Below are 17549 nucleotides of genomic sequence, written 5' to 3'. Positions count from 1 at the left end.
ATCTCGGAACCTACGCTGTCGGCACCGTCCCCCCATCAATTGTGTATTCGGTACCAGTAATCGAAGCCGCACGGTCGGAAGCGAGGAAGGCGATCAGGTTTGCGACCTCTTCCGGTTTTGCCGGGCGGCCGAGCGGAATGCCGCCCAGTCCATCCATGATGATCTTCTTGCCACCCTCAAGGTCAGTTCCGGCCTGCTTCGCCAGGCGCTCTGCAAGGTGGACGGAGGCTTCCGTTTCGATCCAGCCCGGCGAAACCCGAACGACGCGCACACCTTTGGGCGACACTTCCTTAGACATCGCCTTGCTATAGGTCGAAAGTGCCGCTTTCGCTGCGGCATAGGCTGTTGTCGATTCCGGAAGCGGCAGGACTCTCTGGATGGATGTCACATGCACGACGACGCCGCTTCCCCGGGCGACCATATCCGGGACCAGTTGCCGATCCAGCCGGACAGCCGGATAAAGGTTAAGCGACATTTCCTTGTGCCAGTCATCCTCCGACAGGGCAGAAAAGCCGCCCCCCGATGCTGAGGAGCCACCCAGCATATGGACGATGACATCGACGCCGCCAAGGCGCCGCCGCGTGGCCTCTGCGACGATTTCACATCCCTCTTCGGTGCTCAGGTCCGCATCGACGAACAATTCTTCCGGCATGTTTTCCGGACGGGCACGCGCTGTCGTCAGCACCTTTGCGCCGAGTTCGCGAAACAGGCTGACGGTCGCAGCGCCAGCACCCTTGGTTCCAGCCGTAATGAGTGCGCGTTTGCCTTTCAGATTGAGAAAGTCGGTCATGACCGGATCTCCAGCCTGACGATCCTGTCGTCCTTGATCGTGAAGGCATGGATTAGCATCACCGGACTACCGGGAAACTTGCCACTCACCCTCGCCCGCACGAGTGTCTTGTCACCGTCAATCGTGGTTTCCACAGGTTCGGCAACGTATTGAGCCGACCTCTTGGCGGCCACCCACCATTGACGGATGGCGGCAGTGCCCTGATAGCGGGCATTCTCGTCCTCGACCACCGCATCGACATCAAGCGTTTGCAACAGCCCGTCGGCATCGTTGCGGGTGTCGGCGTCAAAATACATATTCACAACTTGGGGCATATCCATCTTATTTCTCCTTGTGAGGTGCCCCTAAGTTAGTGCTCTACCATTGCATGGATAAGTGGGATAAATATGCACGCGATGTTGAACAGATCGGGATAATGGAACAGTTAAACCTTAGGGAACTCGAAGCAGTCATCGCGATCGCCAGGCGCGGGACGTTTCGCGCAGCGGCTATCGATCTCGGTATGTCCACAACTGCGCTCAGCCACACCATCGGCAGGCTTGAGGCGGGGCTCGGCGTACGATTGTTCAATCGCACCACGCGCAGCGTCTCGCTGACAGATGCCGGCAGGCTCTTTGTACAGCAGGTTGCGCCTTCGCTTCAGGACCTTCATGCCGCTCTGGAAACGGTGCGCTCTCAACGCGAGACACCGTCTGGAACGATACGCATCAATGCGGCACCGTTTGCAGCACGCGCCATCATCTCACCGCTCGTGCTTGAGTTCCTGCGTCGCTATCCCGAGATGAATGTCGATCTGGTCACGGAAGGAAAAATGGTTGATATCGTCAATGACGGTTTTGATCTGGGCGTCAGGGTGGCAGGTCTCGTTCCCAGCGACATGATTGCCGTTTCGCTCGGCCGGCCACAGCGACACGCTGTTGTCGGTTCTCCGGACTATTTCGCACAACATCCCAAACCCGTGGTTCCTCCGGATCTTCTCAATCACAGATGCATTCGCGTTCGCTTGCCTGACGGCTCACTGTTTCGATGGCGGTTTGAAAAAGACGACGAGCCGGTGCAAATCGATGTACGAGGCCCGATCACACTCGATGAAGCGGGCCTTGTGAGGACTTCGGTGCTGGAAGGTACCGGCCTGGGCTATACCATGGAAGAGGAAGTGCTTTCCGAGATCAAGGCCGGGCGCCTTGTCCGGGTGCTGGAGGACTGGACACCACCGTATCCGGGGCTCTGCCTGTATTATCCCGGGCGCCGAAATCTGTCGGCTGGAGTGAAAGCGTTTCTTGATCTGGCCCGCGAGCTTTCGCGACGAGCGGCTGACTGACCCGCTGACCTCGCATTTGTAGTGGCGGCCCTTTGGGGAGCCGCCACACACGTCTTGGGATAGGGAAACAATCAAGCCTTGATGAAGGCCAACAGGTCTGGATTGATCACGTCGGCATGCGTGGTCAGCATCCCGTGCGGGAAGCCCTTGTAGATCTTCATCGTGCTGTTCTTGATCAGTTTGGCCTGAAGCTCTACGGCGGCCTTGTAGGGAACGACCTGGTCGTCATCACCCTGGGTCACCAGCGTGGGAACGGTAATCGCCTTCAAGTCTTCGGTCTGATCTGTCTCCGAAAACGCCTTGATACCTTCATAGTGCGCCACGGCGCTGCCCATCATCCCCTGGCGCCACCAATTGTCGATCACACCCTGCGAAACTTTCGCATCCGGCCGGTTGAAACCATAAAATGGGCCCGACGCAACATCGAGGAAGAACTGCGCGCGATTGGCTGCCAGGGCGCTACGGAACCCATCGAAGACTTCCATCGGTGTGCCATCAGGATTGGCTGCGGTTTTCAGCATCAGCGGCGGAACGGCGCTGACGAGGATAGCCTTTGCCACGCGTCCCTGTGGCTGACCATGCCGTGCGACGTACCGAGCGACTTCGCCGCCGCCTGTGGAGTGACCGATATGAACGGCATTGCGCAGGTCAAGATATTCGGCGACGGCGGAGGCATCGGCAGCGTAATGATCCATGTCGTGACCATTGCTCACCTGGCTGGAGCGTCCATGGCCGCGGCGGTCGTGGGCCACAACACGATATCCCTTGCTGAGGAAGAACAGCATCTGGGCATCCCAGTCGTCTGACGACAGCGGCCAGCCATGGTGGAAGACGATCGGCTGTGCATCCTTCGGACCCCAGTCCTTGAAGAAGATATCTACGCCGTCTTTGGTGGTGACGAAATTCGTGGTCATCGATGCAATTCCTTCTGGGTTACGGGAAATTTTCTTTTCGGAAGCCATCGCCGGCATGGCCAAGGCCAGAGAAACCGTGGTGCCGGCCAACAGGACCTGCCGACGGGACAGTGAAAGTTCGTTGATCATGGGCCTCTCCGAAATTTCGCGCGCTCATTCGGCGCCGCGGGTGCTTTCGAACAGGAACCAGGCACGGCGCTCTGCCTCATCTACCCAGTTTTCGATCAGGCTGGCGGTTGCGATGTCGCCATGGTCTTCACAAAGATTGTGTGTCGCCTTCATCAGCGAGACGAGTGTGAGATTATCGTCGCGAAGCTCGGCCAGCATATCCGCCGGGGTCACGAAATCGGCGTCGTTGTCGAGAAGCCGCTGCAACCTGGAAATATGGCTGATCGAACGAAGTGTGGTGCCGCCGATCTTGCGGGCTCGCTCGGCAATGTCATCCGTCATGGCGAAGATCTGCTCGCCCTGCTCGTCCAGCATCAGGTGGTAATCACGGAAATGCGGACCGCTCATATGCCAGTGAAAATTCTTCGTCTTGAGATAAAGCGCGAAGACATCGGCCAGCAGCGCCGTCAACGCGCCGGAAATATCGGCGGTTGCGTTCGTGCCAAGGGCAGTCGGTGTTGCAAGAGGCGACTTGCGATGTTTTTCAGCGAGGGTGCGGTTCATGGTAATCTCCATTGGGTTTGGGCTTGGGTTTGGGTTTCAGGGATTCAGGGATTCAGAGCCGTGCAACGATCAGCGGATCGTCGATATCGACAGGAAGAGGCAGGAGGGCTTGCTCGGAAAGGCCCAACTGGCTAGCGATCACACTGCGTGAATAACCGGCCGCCGCTGCTCGGTAACCGATATCTTGTGGCGCGCTGCGACTGAAGAAAATCAGGATATGCAGTGTGCCACTGCCGGTGTTTTCGATGTGATGCGGGTAAGCCGGCGGCACGAAATAGGCGTCGCCCGGATGGATCGAATAAGTGTCAGCGCTTCCATCGGGATCAAGGACTGTCATCTGACCGGTCCCTTCGAGCACATAGCCCATTTCGGCGGTCTCGGGGTGCCAGTGCGGTTCGCGCAGGCCAATCTCGCTGATGCGGACAGAAAACATCGAAAGACCATCGAGAACAGACCAAGCCGGAGCCTGCGCGGTCCTTGCAGAGCCCGCCGGCGACGATACGTGCGGCGCTGACTCCTCGACACGGAATTTGAGCCTGTTTGGATGAAGCGCCTGCTTTTCAACGGCTGGCTGGGCCTGCAGGTCGAATATCTCTGTGTTCGCGTTCAGCCTGCCAAAACTCGGCGGCTTTTGCGGTTGCCACTCGAAGATGCTCAGCAGCACGGCGTCGGACATCACGTCGAAGGCGCCAGACAGGCTGAAATCATCCGGATCCTCGTTCGAAAAGGCAAGGATGAACTCCGCCTCCGTCTCACCGGTATTTTCAATTGCGTGAACCGTGCCTGACGGAACGAAGAACATTTCGCCAATGCCGATAAGAAAGACGTCGCGGCTGCCATGATTGCCGACGACAGTCACCAGTGCCTGGCCGCGGACACAGTAGCCCAGTTCATTGGCATTCGCATGCCAGTGAGGCTCCCTGATCGCGTGTGCCGTAAGCACCAGCCTGCGTATTGAAAGGCCTTTGAGGATTGGCAGTTGATCGGGACCAAGGCGCGTGATCGATCCCGCCGGGCTTTCGAAGGCTGCAGGCCGGTCCTTGAGAGAAAGAACATGTTTTGAAATCTGCATCTTCAGCTCCTGCCCACATCGTTTGTTTGACGAGATGGTTGTAGGCGAGGATCTGGTTGCGCGGTATCCAATGCTTGGTTAGTCGGACTGACACCTAAGTATAGTGGCTCGCCTGCCGAACCGAGGCTACAAATTCAGGCCCTCCACTGAAGAGACGCTGCATGCCAATGCACCCTGAATGTTCAAGCGCGCCCTTTCACATGGATGTCGCGATCCATCTGAGGCCATCCCAGTCCTGGAATGGCCTTTCTTTTTTGCGCGGTTATGAGATTGAGTTTGCATAGGAATATTGGAATTGCCATTTGCGTTTTGGCAGCAGGGATGGCTTGATAATGCGGTCGATCTCAACGTGGGAAATCTCCTTGCATTCGCTGGTCCTGGTAAACCCGGAAAGACGGCTGCCGGCGCGCTTTGAACTTGGCGTGCTCGTCTGCGCATTTTTGCTCGCAGCGCTGATCTTCTATCTCGATACCTATACCGACATTCACAGCGCGCTTGCCACGCTCTATGTCATCACCTTGCTTCTGTCGGCAGAAACCCTGACAGAAAAAGGGACGATACTGGTGACCGGTATCTGTATCAGTCTGGCGGCAGTCTCGTATCTTGCAGCTCATGGGCTGCAAACCGACCTCGCCGCAACCCTACGCCTGGCGGTCGCGGTTGCTGCAATGTTGATCACCTGCGCCTTGATCATCCGCAATCAGCGCGCGCGCCTCAATCTTGTGAAATTCAATGCCGCCCTGCAGAGCAGCGAAGAGCGCTACCGGACGATTTTCGAGCAAAGCCGCGTTGCACTTTGGGAGCGCGACTATTCGCAGGTCCGCGCCATGCTGATGGCGTTGAAAGCAAATGGTGTCAAAGACCTTGGTGCTCACGCTCGGGAGAACCCGGATTTTCTGGAGCGATGCATCGTCAGCGTCCCTACCGTTGCCGCCAACGCGGCGGCACTTGAATTGCTGGGCCATGTGGGCAACAACAATCCCGGCTCCATGCGTCGCTACATTGCCCAGGACGACGCCACCTTTCTCGATCTCATCGCGGCAATTTTCAACAACGAGACGCATTTCGAAGGCAAGGGCAGCATCATCACCAGCGATGGCACCAGCAAATTTGTGCTGCTGACCGTTGGCTTTCCTGAAGATCCTGCCAATTTCAACCGTGTCATTGTCGGTATGTTCGACATTACGGAGCGGGAACTCGCCCAGAAAGCACTGTTCGAGGCCCAGGCGGAATTGGCATTGGCGTCGCGCGCGGCGACAGTCGGCGCATTATCGGCTTCGCTCGCGCACGAACTCAATCAGCCGCTCGGCGCCTTGGTGGTCAACGCCCAGACCCTGCAGCGCTGGCTGGATCGCGACCCGCCGGATCTGGCAGCCGTTTCCCGCTCAGCTGAGCGCATCGCTCGTGACAGCCAGCGTGCCAGCGACATCATTCAGAGCGCACGATCAATGCTTGGTAACCGCCCGCCCGATATCGAGCCGGTTTCGCTGGCCGATCTCGTCACGGAGACACGCGCGCTGATGGAGAGCGAGCTGGTCAGAAACGGGGTCATTGTTGAAATAGCTGAAGCAAGCGATGTGCCCACCGTCAACGCTGTGCGGATAGAGCTGCAGCAAGTCTTGATCAACCTGATCACCAATTCCCTTCACGCCATGGCCGAAACCCCGGAAGCGATGCGGCGGATATCGGTGACGATCGAACCTGTGGATGGTCAAAGCGTGATCATCAAGGTTCTCGACACAGGTCCCGGGCTCAGTCCGGACGTTCTCAAAAACCTGTTCAAACCATTCTGCACGACCAAACCAACCGGGCTTGGCATGGGCCTTGCCATCTGCCGCAGCATGCTCGAAGCCCGCGGCGGCACGCTGTCTGCCAGCAATCACATCAATGGTGGCGCATTGTTCGAAATGATCGTCCCGATGGAGGCAACCAATGAATGATGCGAGAAAGTCCGGCAAACCGCCGAACGGCGATACGCCGGTTGTCTACGTCGTCGATGACGATACTGCGATACGCGAGGCTTTGGTCGATCTGTTCCTGTCAATTCGAACAGAAGCAAAATCCTTTGAAAGCGCCCAGGACCTGCTTGAAAATGCCGATCTGGGCCGACCTGGCTGCATTCTTCTCGACGTTCGCCTGCCCGGTGCGAACGGCCTTGATTTTCAGCTCCACCTGGAAAAACTGGGCAACCGAATGCCTATCATCTTCATGACGGGTCACGGTGATATACCAATGACAGTCCGTGCCATGAAAGCAGGCGCCATCGACTTCCTGACCAAACCTTTTCGGGACCAGGACATCCTAGACGCCGTCTCGGTTGCTTTTCAGAAAGATCGGGAAATGCGCCAGCAATCTGCTGCAAATGGCGCCGTCGTGGAACTGGCCAAGACATTGACCCGCCGCGAGCATGAGGTCATGACGGCTGTCGTGCAAGGCCTGATGAACAAGCAGATTGCGTTCAACCTCGGGATCAGCGAGATCACGGTCAAGCTGCATCGCGGCAATGTCATGCGCAAAATGGAGGCGCGCTCCGTCGCCGAACTGGTGCGCAAGGCGGAACTGCTGGGCCTTTGAGGCCAAAACCTAGACCCTTGTATGGTGCAATGTTGTGTCTCGATGGCGCATATAGAAGCCAGTTGATTTTAAGAGGCAAGGCCCAATCAAATTGTCCAGAACACCTGTCATAGCCATCGTTGACGACGATCGGTCGATCCGCGAAGCCCTTGACGATCTCGTTTTGTCCTGCGGTTACGAGAGCCGGCTGTTTTCGTCTGCGGAAGACTTTCTGGCCCGCGGTGATCGCGTCGCGATCGACTGCATGCTGGTCGACGTTAAAATGCCAGGCTTGAGCGGCATCCAGATGCAGGACGTGTTAAACTCGCGTGGTGATCAAAAGCCGCCGATGATCTTCATGACATCCTATTGCGACGAGCGAACGAGAGCAGCGGCAATGGATGGCGGTGCATTCGCATTCCTTGGGAAGCCAGTCGATTTCAACCAGCTTATACTGTGTCTTGAAGAAGCACTGAAGCACTGAAATTTCCAACACGTTCAGGAGTGGAACCATGTCTGATCAATGCTCGCACCTGCCGACGATCCGATCGGTCAAGCCCATGACGCTTGGCTGCGAGGAATGTCTCGAAACTGGCCAGATATGGCTTCATTTGAGGCTCTGCCGCGAATGTGGTCATGTCGGCTGCTGCGATCAGTCCCCCGGCCGCCACGCGACCGCGCATTTCCACACCACCCGCCACCCCATCATCGAGGGCTATGACCCGCCGGAAGGCTGGGGCTGGTGTTATGTGGACGAAACCATGGTGGACCTGCCTGATCAGACACCGCAACGCGGGCCGATACCGCGATATTACTGAACTTCGCCGAAAAATCGGCGGTGACCTGCGGACGACATTTCCAGCTGGAGGTAACAGATGGCAGATCTCAGCGCGCGCCTGGACCAGATGTTTCCGGTGCTCAACCCCCATCAGGTCGAGACGGCGAAGCGTTTTGCCAGCGGCGAGCCAAAAGATTTCGCACGTGGTGACTTCGTCTACAAGGTAGGAGACCACGCAGCGCCCGCCTGGCTGGTGCTGAAGGGATCAATGGACGTGTTTCGCCACGAAGGTCTTTCCGGCGAGGCGCCGATCACGACGCATGGAGCAGGCCAGTTGTCTGGCGAAGTCAACCAGCTGTCGGGTCGACCGACACTTGCCGGGGCCCGCGCCGGGTCCGAGGGCTGCACGGCCATTCCCTTTGATGCCGCCCATTTGCGGGCCTTGGTGATCGGATCGGCCGATGTCGGCGAAATCATCATGCGCGCCTTCATCCTGCGCCGCGTCGGTCTGATCGATGCAGGCGCAGGTTCTGTTCTGATTGGAACCGCTGGCAATGCCGCGCTCTCGCGCCTGCAAGGATTTCTAGCCCGCAATGCCTTTCCCCACATCGTGCTTGATGCTGCCATGGAGGGTGAAGGTAAGGCGCTGATCGAACGTCTGGGTATTCTCGCCTCCGACCTTCCGCTAATGGTCTGCCCCAACGGCACCGTGCTCAAGAAACCGACCGATGCGGAGGCCGCAGCATGTCTCGGCATGACGCCGGACCTCAAGCCCGGAAAGCTCTATGACGTCGCTGTTGTCGGCGCTGGACCGGCGGGCCTTGCCACCGCCGTCTATGCCGCTTCGGAAGGGCTCGACGTCCTTGTCATCGATGAACACTCGATTGGGGGGCAGGCCGGCGCTTCGTCCCGGATCGAAAACTATCTCGGCTTCCCGACGGGCATATCCGGACAGGCGCTGGCGGGACGTGCCTACAATCAGGCTCTCAAGTTCGGGGCGGAAATGGTTCTTCCCGTCGCTGTCAAAAATCTGATCCCTCCGAAAGATGACGCAGGTGTGCTGGCGCTCGAACTCGACGGTGGAAAATCGGTGACGGCCCGCAGTGTCGTCATCGCATCCGGCGCTCGCTACAGGCGGCCGGACATCACCAACATTGACGGTTTCGAGGGCAACGGCGTTTCCTATTGGGCCTCGCCGATCGAGGCAAAACTTTGCGCCGGCGAAGAGATCGTCCTGGTTGGCGGCGGCAATTCGGCAGGCCAGGCCATCGTTTTTCTGGCGCCTCAGGTCAAGACACTTCATCTGGTCGTGCGGCGCGCACTCGAAGATACGATGTCGCAATACCTGATCGACCGTATCAAGGCCCTGCCGAACGTCCAACTGCACATGCATTGCGAAGTGGACGCGATCAATGGCGATAACGCCACTGGCATCTCCTCCGCAAGACTGCGCAACCGCCTGGATGGAAGCGCGAACACCTTGCCGCTTCATCATCTCTTCCTTTTTATCGGCGCGGATCCGAACGCTGGCTGGATCAGCAGCCGGGTGCAAACCGATGACAAGGGCTTCATCGTCACTGGGCAATCCTTCGATGAGCATTGTCGTTTTTCCCGCAAGCCATTGCCTCTCGAAACCAGCCTGCCAAATGTCTTTGCCATCGGGGATGTCCGTGCCGGATCGACCAAGCGGGTCGCGGCAGCAGTTGGGGAAGGTGCCGCCGTCGTCTCGCAAATCCACGCCGCACTAAGCCTGATGAAGCCGCCAAACTGAAGCATCCGACCTTTCTCAAAATCAAAAACCCGCTGGCAGAAGCCAGCAGGTTAAAAATATCGTTCTTGAGTACCGTGACAGACAGCCGGTCGATACTCAGATAGCCGACGCACCGAGTTGCCTGCCATAAGCAACGATTTCCCGGCCAACCGCGATGCGATCGTCTTCGAACCGCTGCAAGGCACTGGGAAGGTCAACCTCGGACTCCAGGCTGTCGCTCAACGCCATGACATCGCCCGCTGCCTTCGACACGCCCATCGCGGTGTGCGGACGCGCGACAAAGGCGGCGTCGCCGATGAGGACGACCGAACGGCCCGTCATGCGGGGCGACTCGTAGTCGAAAATGCCCTGGATAGAGGGGCTTGGCTCCGCCTCGACCGCCTGGGCGAATTGCGGCGGAAGCATCTGCAGCGCATCGACGCGCAACGCCTCCAGACGGTCGCTCGACAAGCCACCACGCGGCAGCGAAAATGCATGCGTTCGCCCATCCAGATCGGTGAACGTGTGGGCAAGTTCGCTTGCTGGCACTTTGCGATACCAGACCCAGTTATATCGGCGATTGCCGATGTCCATTTCGCCCTTCGAGCCTGGGACAAGATAACCGAGCGCATGTACGCCCGGCCTGACATGAAAGGCAAACCGGTCGAGAAGCAGATTTGCTGCCGTTGGAAGCCTCGTTTCCGGGATCAATCCACGCCATGCGACATAGCCGGAATAGCGGTTTTGCGTGTCTCCGGGATTGACCGCTGCGCGCACCACCGAACCAAGGCCATCGGCACCGATAACCAGATCGGCATTCACCCGCGTGCCGTCACCAAAAATCAGCTCCGCGCCACTCTCGCCATCCAGCACTTTGACGACATCCCGACCCAACACATAGCTTCCTGAAGCGATGCGGGAAGCGACAGTTTCGAACAGATAATCCCAGGAGATCTGGGTCTGGGGCGCCTTAACGGTCTGGGCGATACGGCCGTCCTGATCGAGATAGATGCGCTCCCTAGCCACCACGCCGATACGGGCGACATGCTCGCAGCCAATCAGCCGGAGAATGTGCAGCAGGTCCCTCTGACCGACGAGGCCCGCTCCCCGACCTGCAAGACCGCTCTTTGATCGCTCGTAGATGCGGACATCGTGGCCAGCCTGTTGTAACATGATGCCAGCGAAGAGGCCGGCAAGCGAACCGCCGACGATTCCTATACGTAGCTTTTCCATCGTTCCGCCCTCAGTTTCCGACAACCGTCGGCGAATGCCGGCGATGATGAAATATTTTAACCGCGAAGGCTGCGAGGCCAAACGCCGCGCCGAGAAGGCTGACGACAAGCCAGCCGCCCTGCCCCCAGGCCAGTGTCGCCATCGCCGAACCTGTGGCACCCCCCAGAAACATTCCAGTCATGAAGACCGTGTTGAGACGGCTACGCGCATCGGCATCCAGGGCATAAATGATGTGCTGGTTAGAAATCAGCGCGCTCTGTATGCCGAAATCAAGTACGATGACGCCTACAACCAAGGAAGCGATCGATGCCCAGAGCCCGAAGATAAGCCAGGCGGCGATCGTCAATCCGGCGCCCATCCAGACCACGAAATGCGGTCCCCGTCTGTCGGCAACAACTCCTGCCAGAGGCGCTGCAAATATGCCGACCGCACCGACGATCCCAAACAGACCCGCGACATCCGCACCGAGCTGAAATTCTGGCCCCGCCAGATAGAGAGCGAGGATGGTCCAGAAGGCCGTGAACGACGCGAACAGAAACGCCTGGATGATAGTCGCTGCCCTCAAGGCCGGGTGGCGTTTCCATAGCTGGCCGAGCGACCGGAGCGCCTGATGATATCGCAAAGTCGAGGTTGGCCGATGATGCGGCAGGACCGCAAACATGAGGCCCGCGGCGAGCAGGGCAAGCGGTACGCCGATCCAGAACATTTCCCGCCAGCCAGCGTGTTCGCCCACAAAGCCCGACAGGGTGCGGCTGAACAATATGCCCGACAATACGCCTGCCATGACGGTGCCGATTGTGGCGCCGCGCTTTTCGGGCGCGGCCAGCGATGCCGCAAAGGGCACGATCTGCTGGGCGACTGTCGAGCATGCTCCAACCATGACCGATGCTGCAACCAGCATCCAGGCCGTCGGCGCCAGTGCAGCCAGCGCGAGCGCGGCGGCAAGCACCACGAATTGCCCAATGATCATCCGGCGGCGATTAACGAGGTCGCCGAGCGGCAGTAAAAGGAACAACCCCAGTGCGTAACCGAGTTGCGTTGCGGTGGGCACCATGCCGGTAACTGGCTGCCGACTGAAATCCGCCTCGATAAGCCCGAGCATCGGCTGATTGTAGTAGATGTTTGCGACGGCAATACCGCCCGCGACGGCCATGGCCAGAAGCGCCACTTGTCCGATCGCATCATTGTGGGTGGCGCTTGCCGCCCCGGCTTGCATCTGTCCTGTCTTTTCCATGATACTGTTCCACCGCCAATCTTGATCTGGGCAAAATATGCTCAATCTCGTTGGCCGCACATTCGATAGACGTCTACCTGGACCTATACATCGGTCTAGGTTCGTACTGATGCGTTCGATGCTAGATTTATTCAAACACGCTGAAGGGAGACTGTGATGAGCGAGAAGCGGCCGGATGGGATAGAGCATTATACAGCGCCAGCAGGTGGCTGGGGCGCACTAAAAGCCGTCGCCAAAACCCTTGCTCACCAGCAGATCATCGCCGAGGGCGCGGCGACATTGTTAAAGGCAAACCAGCCCGAAGGCTTCGATTGTCCCGGCTGCGCCTGGCCCGATCCGAAGCACACAAGTTCATTTGAGTTCTGCGAGAACGGAGCAAAGGCGATCACCTGGGAATCGACGGCCAAGCGCGTTGGCCCCGATTTCTTTGCCGCTCATTCGGTGACTGATCTCTGGCAATGGACCGACCACACGCTTGAAGATCAGGGGCGCCTGACGCATCCGCTGATCTATGATCATGCCAGTGACCGCTACGTGCCGATCGAATGGGATGCCGCATTCGCGCGTATTGCCTCGGAGTTGAACGCCCTTCCCAGCCCTCATATGGCCGAGTTCTATACGTCCGGTCGTGCCTCCAACGAAGCGGCGTTTCTCTTTCAGCTCTTCGTTCGCGCCTATGGCACCAACAATTTCCCCGACTGTTCCAACATGTGCCACGAAGCCACCAGCGTCGGTCTGCCCCTGTCGATCGGTGTCGGCAAGGGCACTGTAACGCTGGAGGATTTCGATCATGCCGACGCGATCTTTTCGTTCGGGCACAATCCCGGCACCAACCATCCGCGCATGATGACGACATTACATGAGGCCTCCCGCAGGGGTGTGCCGATCGTCGTCTTCAATCCACTCAAGGAGCGGGCGCTGGAGCGGTTTGCAGCCCCGCAGGATCCGATCGAAATGGCGACGATGTCATCCACGCCGATCGCGTCTGCCTATCATCAGGTTCGTACCGGCGGCGATCTTGCCGCACTCAAGGGTATGATGAAGCGCATCTTCGAGCGGGACGCGGCCGATATCGAAGCTGGCGGACCCGGCGTCATCGACCGCGATTTCATCGCGGCGCATACGATTGGCCTCGAAGCCCTGCAAGCCGATATCGACCAGACGCAATGGCCGGAGATTATCGAGAAATCCGGCCTCTCACTGGAAGCGCTCGATAGCGCCGTGGATGTCTACCTCAAGGCGAAAAACGTCATTCTCTGTTATGGCATGGGCATCACACAGCATGCCCATGGCACGGCCAATGTGCAGCAACTCGCCAATTTCCTGATGCTGCGCGGCAATACAGGCCGGCCAGGCGCCGGTATCTGTCCCCTGCGCGGCCATTCCAACGTTCAGGGCGACCGGACCGTCGGCATCACTGAAATTCCCAACGAGGCTCTTCTTGCTGGCATGGAGAAAGCCTTCGGTTTCCGCCCGTCTGGTGAAAAGGGCCATAATGCCGTGGAGGCAATCGAAGCCATCATTGAGGGCAGGTCGAAAGCGTTGGTGTGTCTTGGTGGCAATCTTGCTGTCGCCATGTCCGATCCTGAAGCGACGTTCGCGGGCATGCGGAAACTCGATCTGGCCGTTCATCTTGCGACAAAGCTCAATCGCTCGCATCTGCTGCTGGCAAAGACATCGATCCTCCTGCCGGTTCTGGGCCGGACGGATCTGGATATTCAGGCGACAGGGCGCCAATCCGTCACGGTAGAGGATTCCATGTCGATGGTGCACGCGTCGCGCGGTTTCCTCAAACCGCCAAGCGATGAGTTGCGCTCGGAACCCTGGATCGTTGCCGGCATGGCCAAGGCGACGCTTGGTAACCGGCACGACATCGACTGGGACGGGATGGCCGGCGACTATGAGCAGATCCGCGACAAGATCGAAATCGTATTTCCCGATTTTCATGATTTCAATACGCGCGTGAAAACGCCCGGAGGCTTCCGGCTCACGGTCGCAGCTTCTGATCGTGTGTGGAATACGCCGTCCGGCAAGGCCGAATTTCTCGTCGCACCGGGCCTTGATGAGGACACACGCTTGCACGACCCCGAAGCCCTTGTGCTGACCACCTTGCGCAGTCATGACCAGTACAACACCACCATATACAGCCTCGACGACCGCTACCGTGGTGTCTACGGCCGCCGCGACGTCATCCTCATGAACCAGCGGGACCTTGAGACGCGGGGACTAAGAGACGGAGACCTCATCGATGTCGAAGCAATTTGCGGGAGTGGCGCCAAAACCGCTACCGGATTTACCGCCGTTGCCTACAATATTCCGCCCGGCTCGGTAGCAGGTTATTACCCCGAAATGAACCAGGTCATTGCGCTCGCAGACTACGACAGGAAATCCGGGACCCCAGCATATAAGGGCGTTCCAGTGAGGATACGCCGATCCACGTAGCCGAGTTTGATTTTACCAAACAATCCGGGCCAGCTTCCCAGAAACAGAAGCTTCGTTGCAGCCAGCGACAAGATATCGGCGGCGAAGGACGGAAAATTAGGTAGCCGATACGACGTGTTCCTTGTATTGAGCGCATTATTAATGATAAGCGTCAGCAATACTCTCAATCCATGATGATATCCAACATCATGGAGACGGCGCCGTCGAAAGGGTTCGGACATGCGGATCACCAAGGAAAAGAAGCAGGAAAATCATGACCGGATTGTTGCGATTGCATCCGGGATGTTTCGCGAACGAGGGTTCGATGGCGTTGGCGTGGCTGACCTGATGGAGGGTGCGGGCCTGACCCATGGTGGATTTTACAACCACTTCGTCTCGAAGGAGGCGCTCATAGCAGAAGCCTCCGCCAAAGGACTTTCCGAAACGTTGGCACGCTATGCCGGGTATGATTTGGGCGAGATGATCGACGCCTACATCTCGCGCACGCATCGTGATGCGCGTGGCCAAGGCTGCACGGCCGCCGCACTGAGCGGGGAAGCAGCGCGGCTGCCAAACGAAACCAGAGCTGTTTTCGGCGAAGGCATCGAGCGCCTTGTTGACGCACTGGAGAGCAATCTTGCGGCGAACCAGCCCGCCGGCTCAAATGCCCGCACGCAAGCCATCAGCATTATGGCGCAAGCTGTCGGGGCCATCGTGCTATCGCGGGCCTGCCCGGACGCATCGGCCCTGGCGGATGAAATTCTTGATATTTGCCGCGCAGATTGCCGGGCATCTGTCGAAAATGGCGGGCGGGAGCAATAGGGCCGCAGCCATGCGACCCCATCTCCTGCAAAATACGAACTCAGTCTGCGACCTTCACAACGACCTTGCCCCTGGCGCGCCCGGTCTCGACATGGGCCAAGGCCTCCGCCGTCTGAGCAAAGGGAAATACCTTGTCCACGACCGGACGGATCACGCCGGCGTCGATCAGCTTGGCGATCTGGGCAAGTTGTTGCCCTTCCGCGCGCATAAACAGGAAGGAATACAAGACGCCCCGGCTTTTCGCCTTCTTCAGTACGCCCCGGCTCAGCATCCGTACCACCAAGCGCAGGAACATGTTCAGCCCCAGAGATCTGGCAAAGGGAACATCCGGCGGCCCCGAGATCGATATCAACCGACCACCCGGTTTCAGAACATTCAGCGACTTGGCCAGCGTCTTGGCATCCTGACTGTTCAGCACCAGATCATAACCGGATAGCACCTGTTCGAAATCCTGCGTCCTGTAGTCGATCACCACATCGGCGCCGAGGCTTTTGACCAGGTCAATATTCGCGGCACTGGTCGTGGTGGCCACCGTGGCGCCGAGATGCTTGGCAAGCTGGATGGCAAAGGTCCCAACCCCACCGGAACCAGCCTGAATGAACACTTTCTGGCCGGGCTTGACCTTGCCGACCTCCACCAGCGCCTGCCAGGCGGTCAGTCCAACCAGCGGTATCGATGCGGCCTGCTCCATCGAAAGGCTGGCGGGCTTCAGCGCTACATCGGCGGCGTCAATTGCGATGAACTCTGCAAAGGTACCGGCCCGGTGATCCCTCGGACGGGCGTAAACCTCGTCCCCAGCCTTGAATTGCCGCACATTCGCGCCCACGCTTACAACCGTTCCGGCTAGATCGTGACCCAGAATAAAGGGCGGGCGATAGGGCAGGAACAGCTTGAACTCGCCGTCCCTCACCTTGGAATCCAGAAGGTTGATCGCCGTGGCCTGAATGCGAACCAGAACATCATTCGCGCCCATCCGGGGCTCGGGCATGTCTGCCAGACGCAAGGCGCCCTTCTTTTTGTATTTGTCGACGACGAAGGCTTTCACGGACGTTCTCCAGTGTAAAAATATTATCAGCTCAGATGGCTAAAAAAGCCAAGGCTTTAAGCGCGAACTGAGCATGTTGTTGGAAGGCCCTGCCGTGGCCGTCATTCTCGCTCACGCGATATTGAATTGCTTGCGCAAGGTTCGATCAAACAGCGCGAGCGGCAGGAAACGCCGGGCAAACGAGGTCTGCCGGGCCGCCTTGCCGGAGGGGTAGCGCAACCGCGGCGCCTTGTCCTGCGCCGCCATCAGGATGGTGGCCGCAACATCATCCGCCGTGTCGCCGGTCGCCATGGCCAAGTCAAACGCCGTGCGGTATCTGGCCAGTGTCTGGCCATAGGCTGCAACCGGACGGTCGCCTTGCGGAGAATTAGCCTCGATCGAGGTTTTCGTTGCCCAAGGCTCGATCACGGCGACACGGATGCCGAACTGGCGAACCTCATGGTCCAGCGATTCCGAATAGCCCTCAATGGCGTGCTTGCTGGCCGAGTAATAGGCTCCAAAAGGACCGGGTATTAAGCCCAGGACAGAGCCGATGTTCAATATCCTGCCATAGCCCTGTTGGCGCATCATCGGCAACACGGCATTGGTCACCCGAACGACACCCAGAAAATTGGTTTCAAACAGCGAACGAACCTGATCCACCGAGCTTTCTTCGGCCGCCCCGGACAGGGCATAACCGGCATTGTTGACCAGAAGGTCGATACGGCCAAGTTCCTGATGTGCCAGCGCCACGGCATCCGAGACAGACAAATCGGAAGTCACGTCACAAGCAATCATCCGAATGCCATCACGTGTCTCGCCAGGTGCGGCCTTACGACTCGTGCCAATCACCCGGTAGCCTGCCCGGGCCAGAGCCGTGGCGGCCGCCTTGCCAATCCCACTGGAAGCCCCGGTCACAAAGGCGGTCTTCTGTCTCTTAGTAGCAAACGTCGCCATAGCGTCTT

17 protein-coding genes are annotated in these 17549 nt (G+C 58.5%); 8 read left to right on the top strand and 9 right to left on the bottom strand.

The window, feature by feature from the left end; genetic code table 11:
* Window positions 1-10: 10 nt before the first annotated feature.
* Both G6L97_RS20160 and G6L97_RS20155 read right to left on the bottom strand, forming a co-directional pair.
* A complete protein-coding gene (locus G6L97_RS20160) occupies window positions 11-790 on the bottom strand; it encodes an SDR family oxidoreductase (protein WP_019566821.1) in 780 nt (259 codons plus the stop codon).
* Window positions 787-1110, bottom strand: coding sequence for a nuclear transport factor 2 family protein (locus tag G6L97_RS20155; RefSeq protein ID WP_013762164.1), 324 nt, complete (start codon window positions 1108-1110; stop codon window positions 787-789). Before G6L97_RS20155 ends, G6L97_RS20160 begins: the two co-directional genes overlap by 4 nt.
* A 47-nt stretch (window positions 1111-1157) precedes the next feature.
* Here G6L97_RS20155 and G6L97_RS20150 point away from each other — a divergent pair, with 47 nt between their 5' ends.
* Window positions 1158-2111 (top strand): LysR family transcriptional regulator, encoded by a 954-nt coding sequence (locus G6L97_RS20150; protein ID WP_111828666.1) that lies wholly within the window; start codon window positions 1158-1160, stop codon window positions 2109-2111.
* A 71-nt stretch (window positions 2112-2182) separates the two neighbouring features.
* Here the strand turns inward: G6L97_RS20150 and G6L97_RS20145 are convergent, their stop codons facing one another.
* From G6L97_RS20145 to G6L97_RS20135, 3 genes are read right to left on the bottom strand one after another with little or no spacing between them, the layout of a single operon-like run.
* Window positions 2183-3154 carry an alpha/beta fold hydrolase gene (locus G6L97_RS20145; RefSeq protein ID WP_162693374.1) on the bottom strand — a complete coding sequence of 324 codons (972 nt, stop codon included), beginning with the start codon at window positions 3152-3154 and terminating at the stop codon, window positions 2183-2185.
* A gap of 24 nt (window positions 3155-3178) precedes the next feature.
* A complete protein-coding gene (locus tag G6L97_RS20140) occupies window positions 3179-3697 on the bottom strand; it encodes a Dps family protein (protein WP_003519251.1) in 519 nt (172 codons plus the stop codon).
* A gap of 52 nt (window positions 3698-3749) precedes the next feature.
* Entirely contained in the window at window positions 3750-4769 is a 1020-nt protein-coding gene (locus G6L97_RS20135; protein ID WP_174003646.1) for a cupin domain-containing protein, read from the bottom strand.
* Between the two features lie 362 nt (window positions 4770-5131).
* Between G6L97_RS20135 and G6L97_RS20130 the strand changes: the two genes are divergently transcribed.
* The 5 genes from G6L97_RS20130 (at window position 5132) to G6L97_RS20110 (ending at window position 9871) form a co-directional block, all read left to right on the top strand.
* Window positions 5132-6709 (top strand): sensor histidine kinase, encoded by a 1578-nt coding sequence (locus G6L97_RS20130; protein WP_111828664.1) that lies wholly within the window; start codon window positions 5132-5134, stop codon window positions 6707-6709.
* Complete coding sequence (locus G6L97_RS20125; protein WP_111828663.1) at window positions 6702-7343, top strand: response regulator transcription factor; 642 nt, start codon at window positions 6702-6704, stop codon at window positions 7341-7343. The genes G6L97_RS20130 and G6L97_RS20125 overlap by 8 nt, the downstream gene beginning before the upstream one ends.
* Window positions 7344-7434: 91 nt before the next feature.
* Window positions 7435-7806, top strand: a complete 372-nt coding sequence (locus G6L97_RS20120) for a response regulator transcription factor (protein WP_025595171.1) — start codon at window positions 7435-7437, stop codon at window positions 7804-7806.
* A 28-nt stretch (window positions 7807-7834) separates the two neighbouring features.
* Window positions 7835-8140: a UBP-type zinc finger domain-containing protein gene (locus G6L97_RS20115; RefSeq protein WP_003519260.1), complete on the top strand. Its 306-nt coding sequence runs from the start codon at window positions 7835-7837 to the stop codon at window positions 8138-8140.
* 57 nt (window positions 8141-8197) lie between these two features.
* Window positions 8198-9871 carry an FAD-dependent oxidoreductase gene (locus G6L97_RS20110; protein WP_013762158.1) on the top strand — a complete coding sequence of 558 codons (1674 nt, stop codon included), beginning with the start codon at window positions 8198-8200 and terminating at the stop codon, window positions 9869-9871.
* A gap of 96 nt (window positions 9872-9967) precedes the next feature.
* On the opposite strand, the gene G6L97_RS20105 is transcribed toward G6L97_RS20110, so the two are convergent.
* Both G6L97_RS20105 and G6L97_RS20100 read right to left on the bottom strand, forming a co-directional pair.
* Window positions 9968-11083 carry an FAD binding domain-containing protein gene (locus tag G6L97_RS20105; protein WP_013762157.1) on the bottom strand — a complete coding sequence of 372 codons (1116 nt, stop codon included), beginning with the start codon at window positions 11081-11083 and terminating at the stop codon, window positions 9968-9970.
* Between the two features lie 10 nt (window positions 11084-11093).
* Entirely contained in the window at window positions 11094-12317 is a 1224-nt protein-coding gene (locus tag G6L97_RS20100) for an MFS transporter (RefSeq protein ID WP_013762156.1), read from the bottom strand.
* A 156-nt stretch (window positions 12318-12473) separates the two neighbouring features.
* Between G6L97_RS20100 and G6L97_RS20095 the strand changes: the two genes are divergently transcribed.
* Window positions 12474-14759: an FdhF/YdeP family oxidoreductase gene (locus G6L97_RS20095; protein WP_174003643.1), complete on the top strand. Its 2286-nt coding sequence runs from the start codon at window positions 12474-12476 to the stop codon at window positions 14757-14759.
* A gap of 219 nt (window positions 14760-14978) precedes the next feature.
* Window positions 14979-15560 (top strand): TetR/AcrR family transcriptional regulator, encoded by a 582-nt coding sequence (locus G6L97_RS20090; protein WP_025595177.1) that lies wholly within the window; start codon window positions 14979-14981, stop codon window positions 15558-15560.
* Window positions 15561-15600: 40 nt separating this feature from the next.
* Here G6L97_RS20090 and G6L97_RS20085 read toward each other — a convergent pair whose 3' ends face one another.
* Both G6L97_RS20085 and G6L97_RS20080 read right to left on the bottom strand, forming a co-directional pair.
* Entirely contained in the window at window positions 15601-16605 is a 1005-nt protein-coding gene (locus G6L97_RS20085) for an NADP-dependent oxidoreductase (protein WP_013762153.1), read from the bottom strand.
* A gap of 111 nt (window positions 16606-16716) precedes the next feature.
* Window positions 16717-17541: an oxidoreductase gene (locus G6L97_RS20080; RefSeq protein WP_174003640.1), complete on the bottom strand. Its 825-nt coding sequence runs from the start codon at window positions 17539-17541 to the stop codon at window positions 16717-16719.
* Between the last annotated feature and the right edge of the window lie 8 nt (window positions 17542-17549).

Source organism: Agrobacterium tumefaciens (assembly GCF_013318015.2).
GTDB lineage: Bacteria > Pseudomonadota > Alphaproteobacteria > Rhizobiales > Rhizobiaceae > Agrobacterium > Agrobacterium tumefaciens.
This window is presented reverse-complemented; position numbering and strand designations above follow the sequence as displayed.

Bases quoted from the DNA above. Each gene is read 5' to 3' on its own strand.
- G6L97_RS20155 (WP_013762164.1), bottom strand. From the start codon at position 1,110: ATGGATATGCCCCAAGTTGTGAATATGTATTTTGACGCCGACACCCGC.
- G6L97_RS20105 (WP_013762157.1), bottom strand. From the start codon at position 11,083: ATGGAAAAGCTACGTATAGGAATCGTCGGCGGTTCGCTTGCCGGCCTC.
- G6L97_RS20090 (WP_025595177.1), top strand. From the start codon at position 14,979: ATGCGGATCACCAAGGAAAAGAAGCAGGAAAATCATGACCGGATTGTT.
- G6L97_RS20080 (WP_174003640.1), bottom strand. From the start codon at position 17,541: ATGGCGACGTTTGCTACTAAGAGACAGAAGACCGCCTTTGTGACCGGG.
- G6L97_RS20150 (WP_111828666.1), top strand. From the start codon at position 1,158: ATGGATAAGTGGGATAAATATGCACGCGATGTTGAACAGATCGGGATA.
- G6L97_RS20160 (WP_019566821.1), bottom strand. From the start codon at position 790: ATGACCGACTTTCTCAATCTGAAAGGCAAACGCGCACTCATTACGGCT.
- G6L97_RS20145 (WP_162693374.1), bottom strand. From the start codon at position 3,154: ATGATCAACGAACTTTCACTGTCCCGTCGGCAGGTCCTGTTGGCCGGC.
- G6L97_RS20110 (WP_013762158.1), top strand. From the start codon at position 8,198: ATGGCAGATCTCAGCGCGCGCCTGGACCAGATGTTTCCGGTGCTCAAC.
- G6L97_RS20140 (WP_003519251.1), bottom strand. From the start codon at position 3,697: ATGAACCGCACCCTCGCTGAAAAACATCGCAAGTCGCCTCTTGCAACA.
- G6L97_RS20100 (WP_013762156.1), bottom strand. From the start codon at position 12,317: ATGGAAAAGACAGGACAGATGCAAGCCGGGGCGGCAAGCGCCACCCAC.
- G6L97_RS20115 (WP_003519260.1), top strand. From the start codon at position 7,835: ATGTCTGATCAATGCTCGCACCTGCCGACGATCCGATCGGTCAAGCCC.
- G6L97_RS20135 (WP_174003646.1), bottom strand. From the start codon at position 4,769: ATGCAGATTTCAAAACATGTTCTTTCTCTCAAGGACCGGCCTGCAGCC.
- G6L97_RS20095 (WP_174003643.1), top strand. From the start codon at position 12,474: ATGAGCGAGAAGCGGCCGGATGGGATAGAGCATTATACAGCGCCAGCA.
- G6L97_RS20125 (WP_111828663.1), top strand. From the start codon at position 6,702: ATGAATGATGCGAGAAAGTCCGGCAAACCGCCGAACGGCGATACGCCG.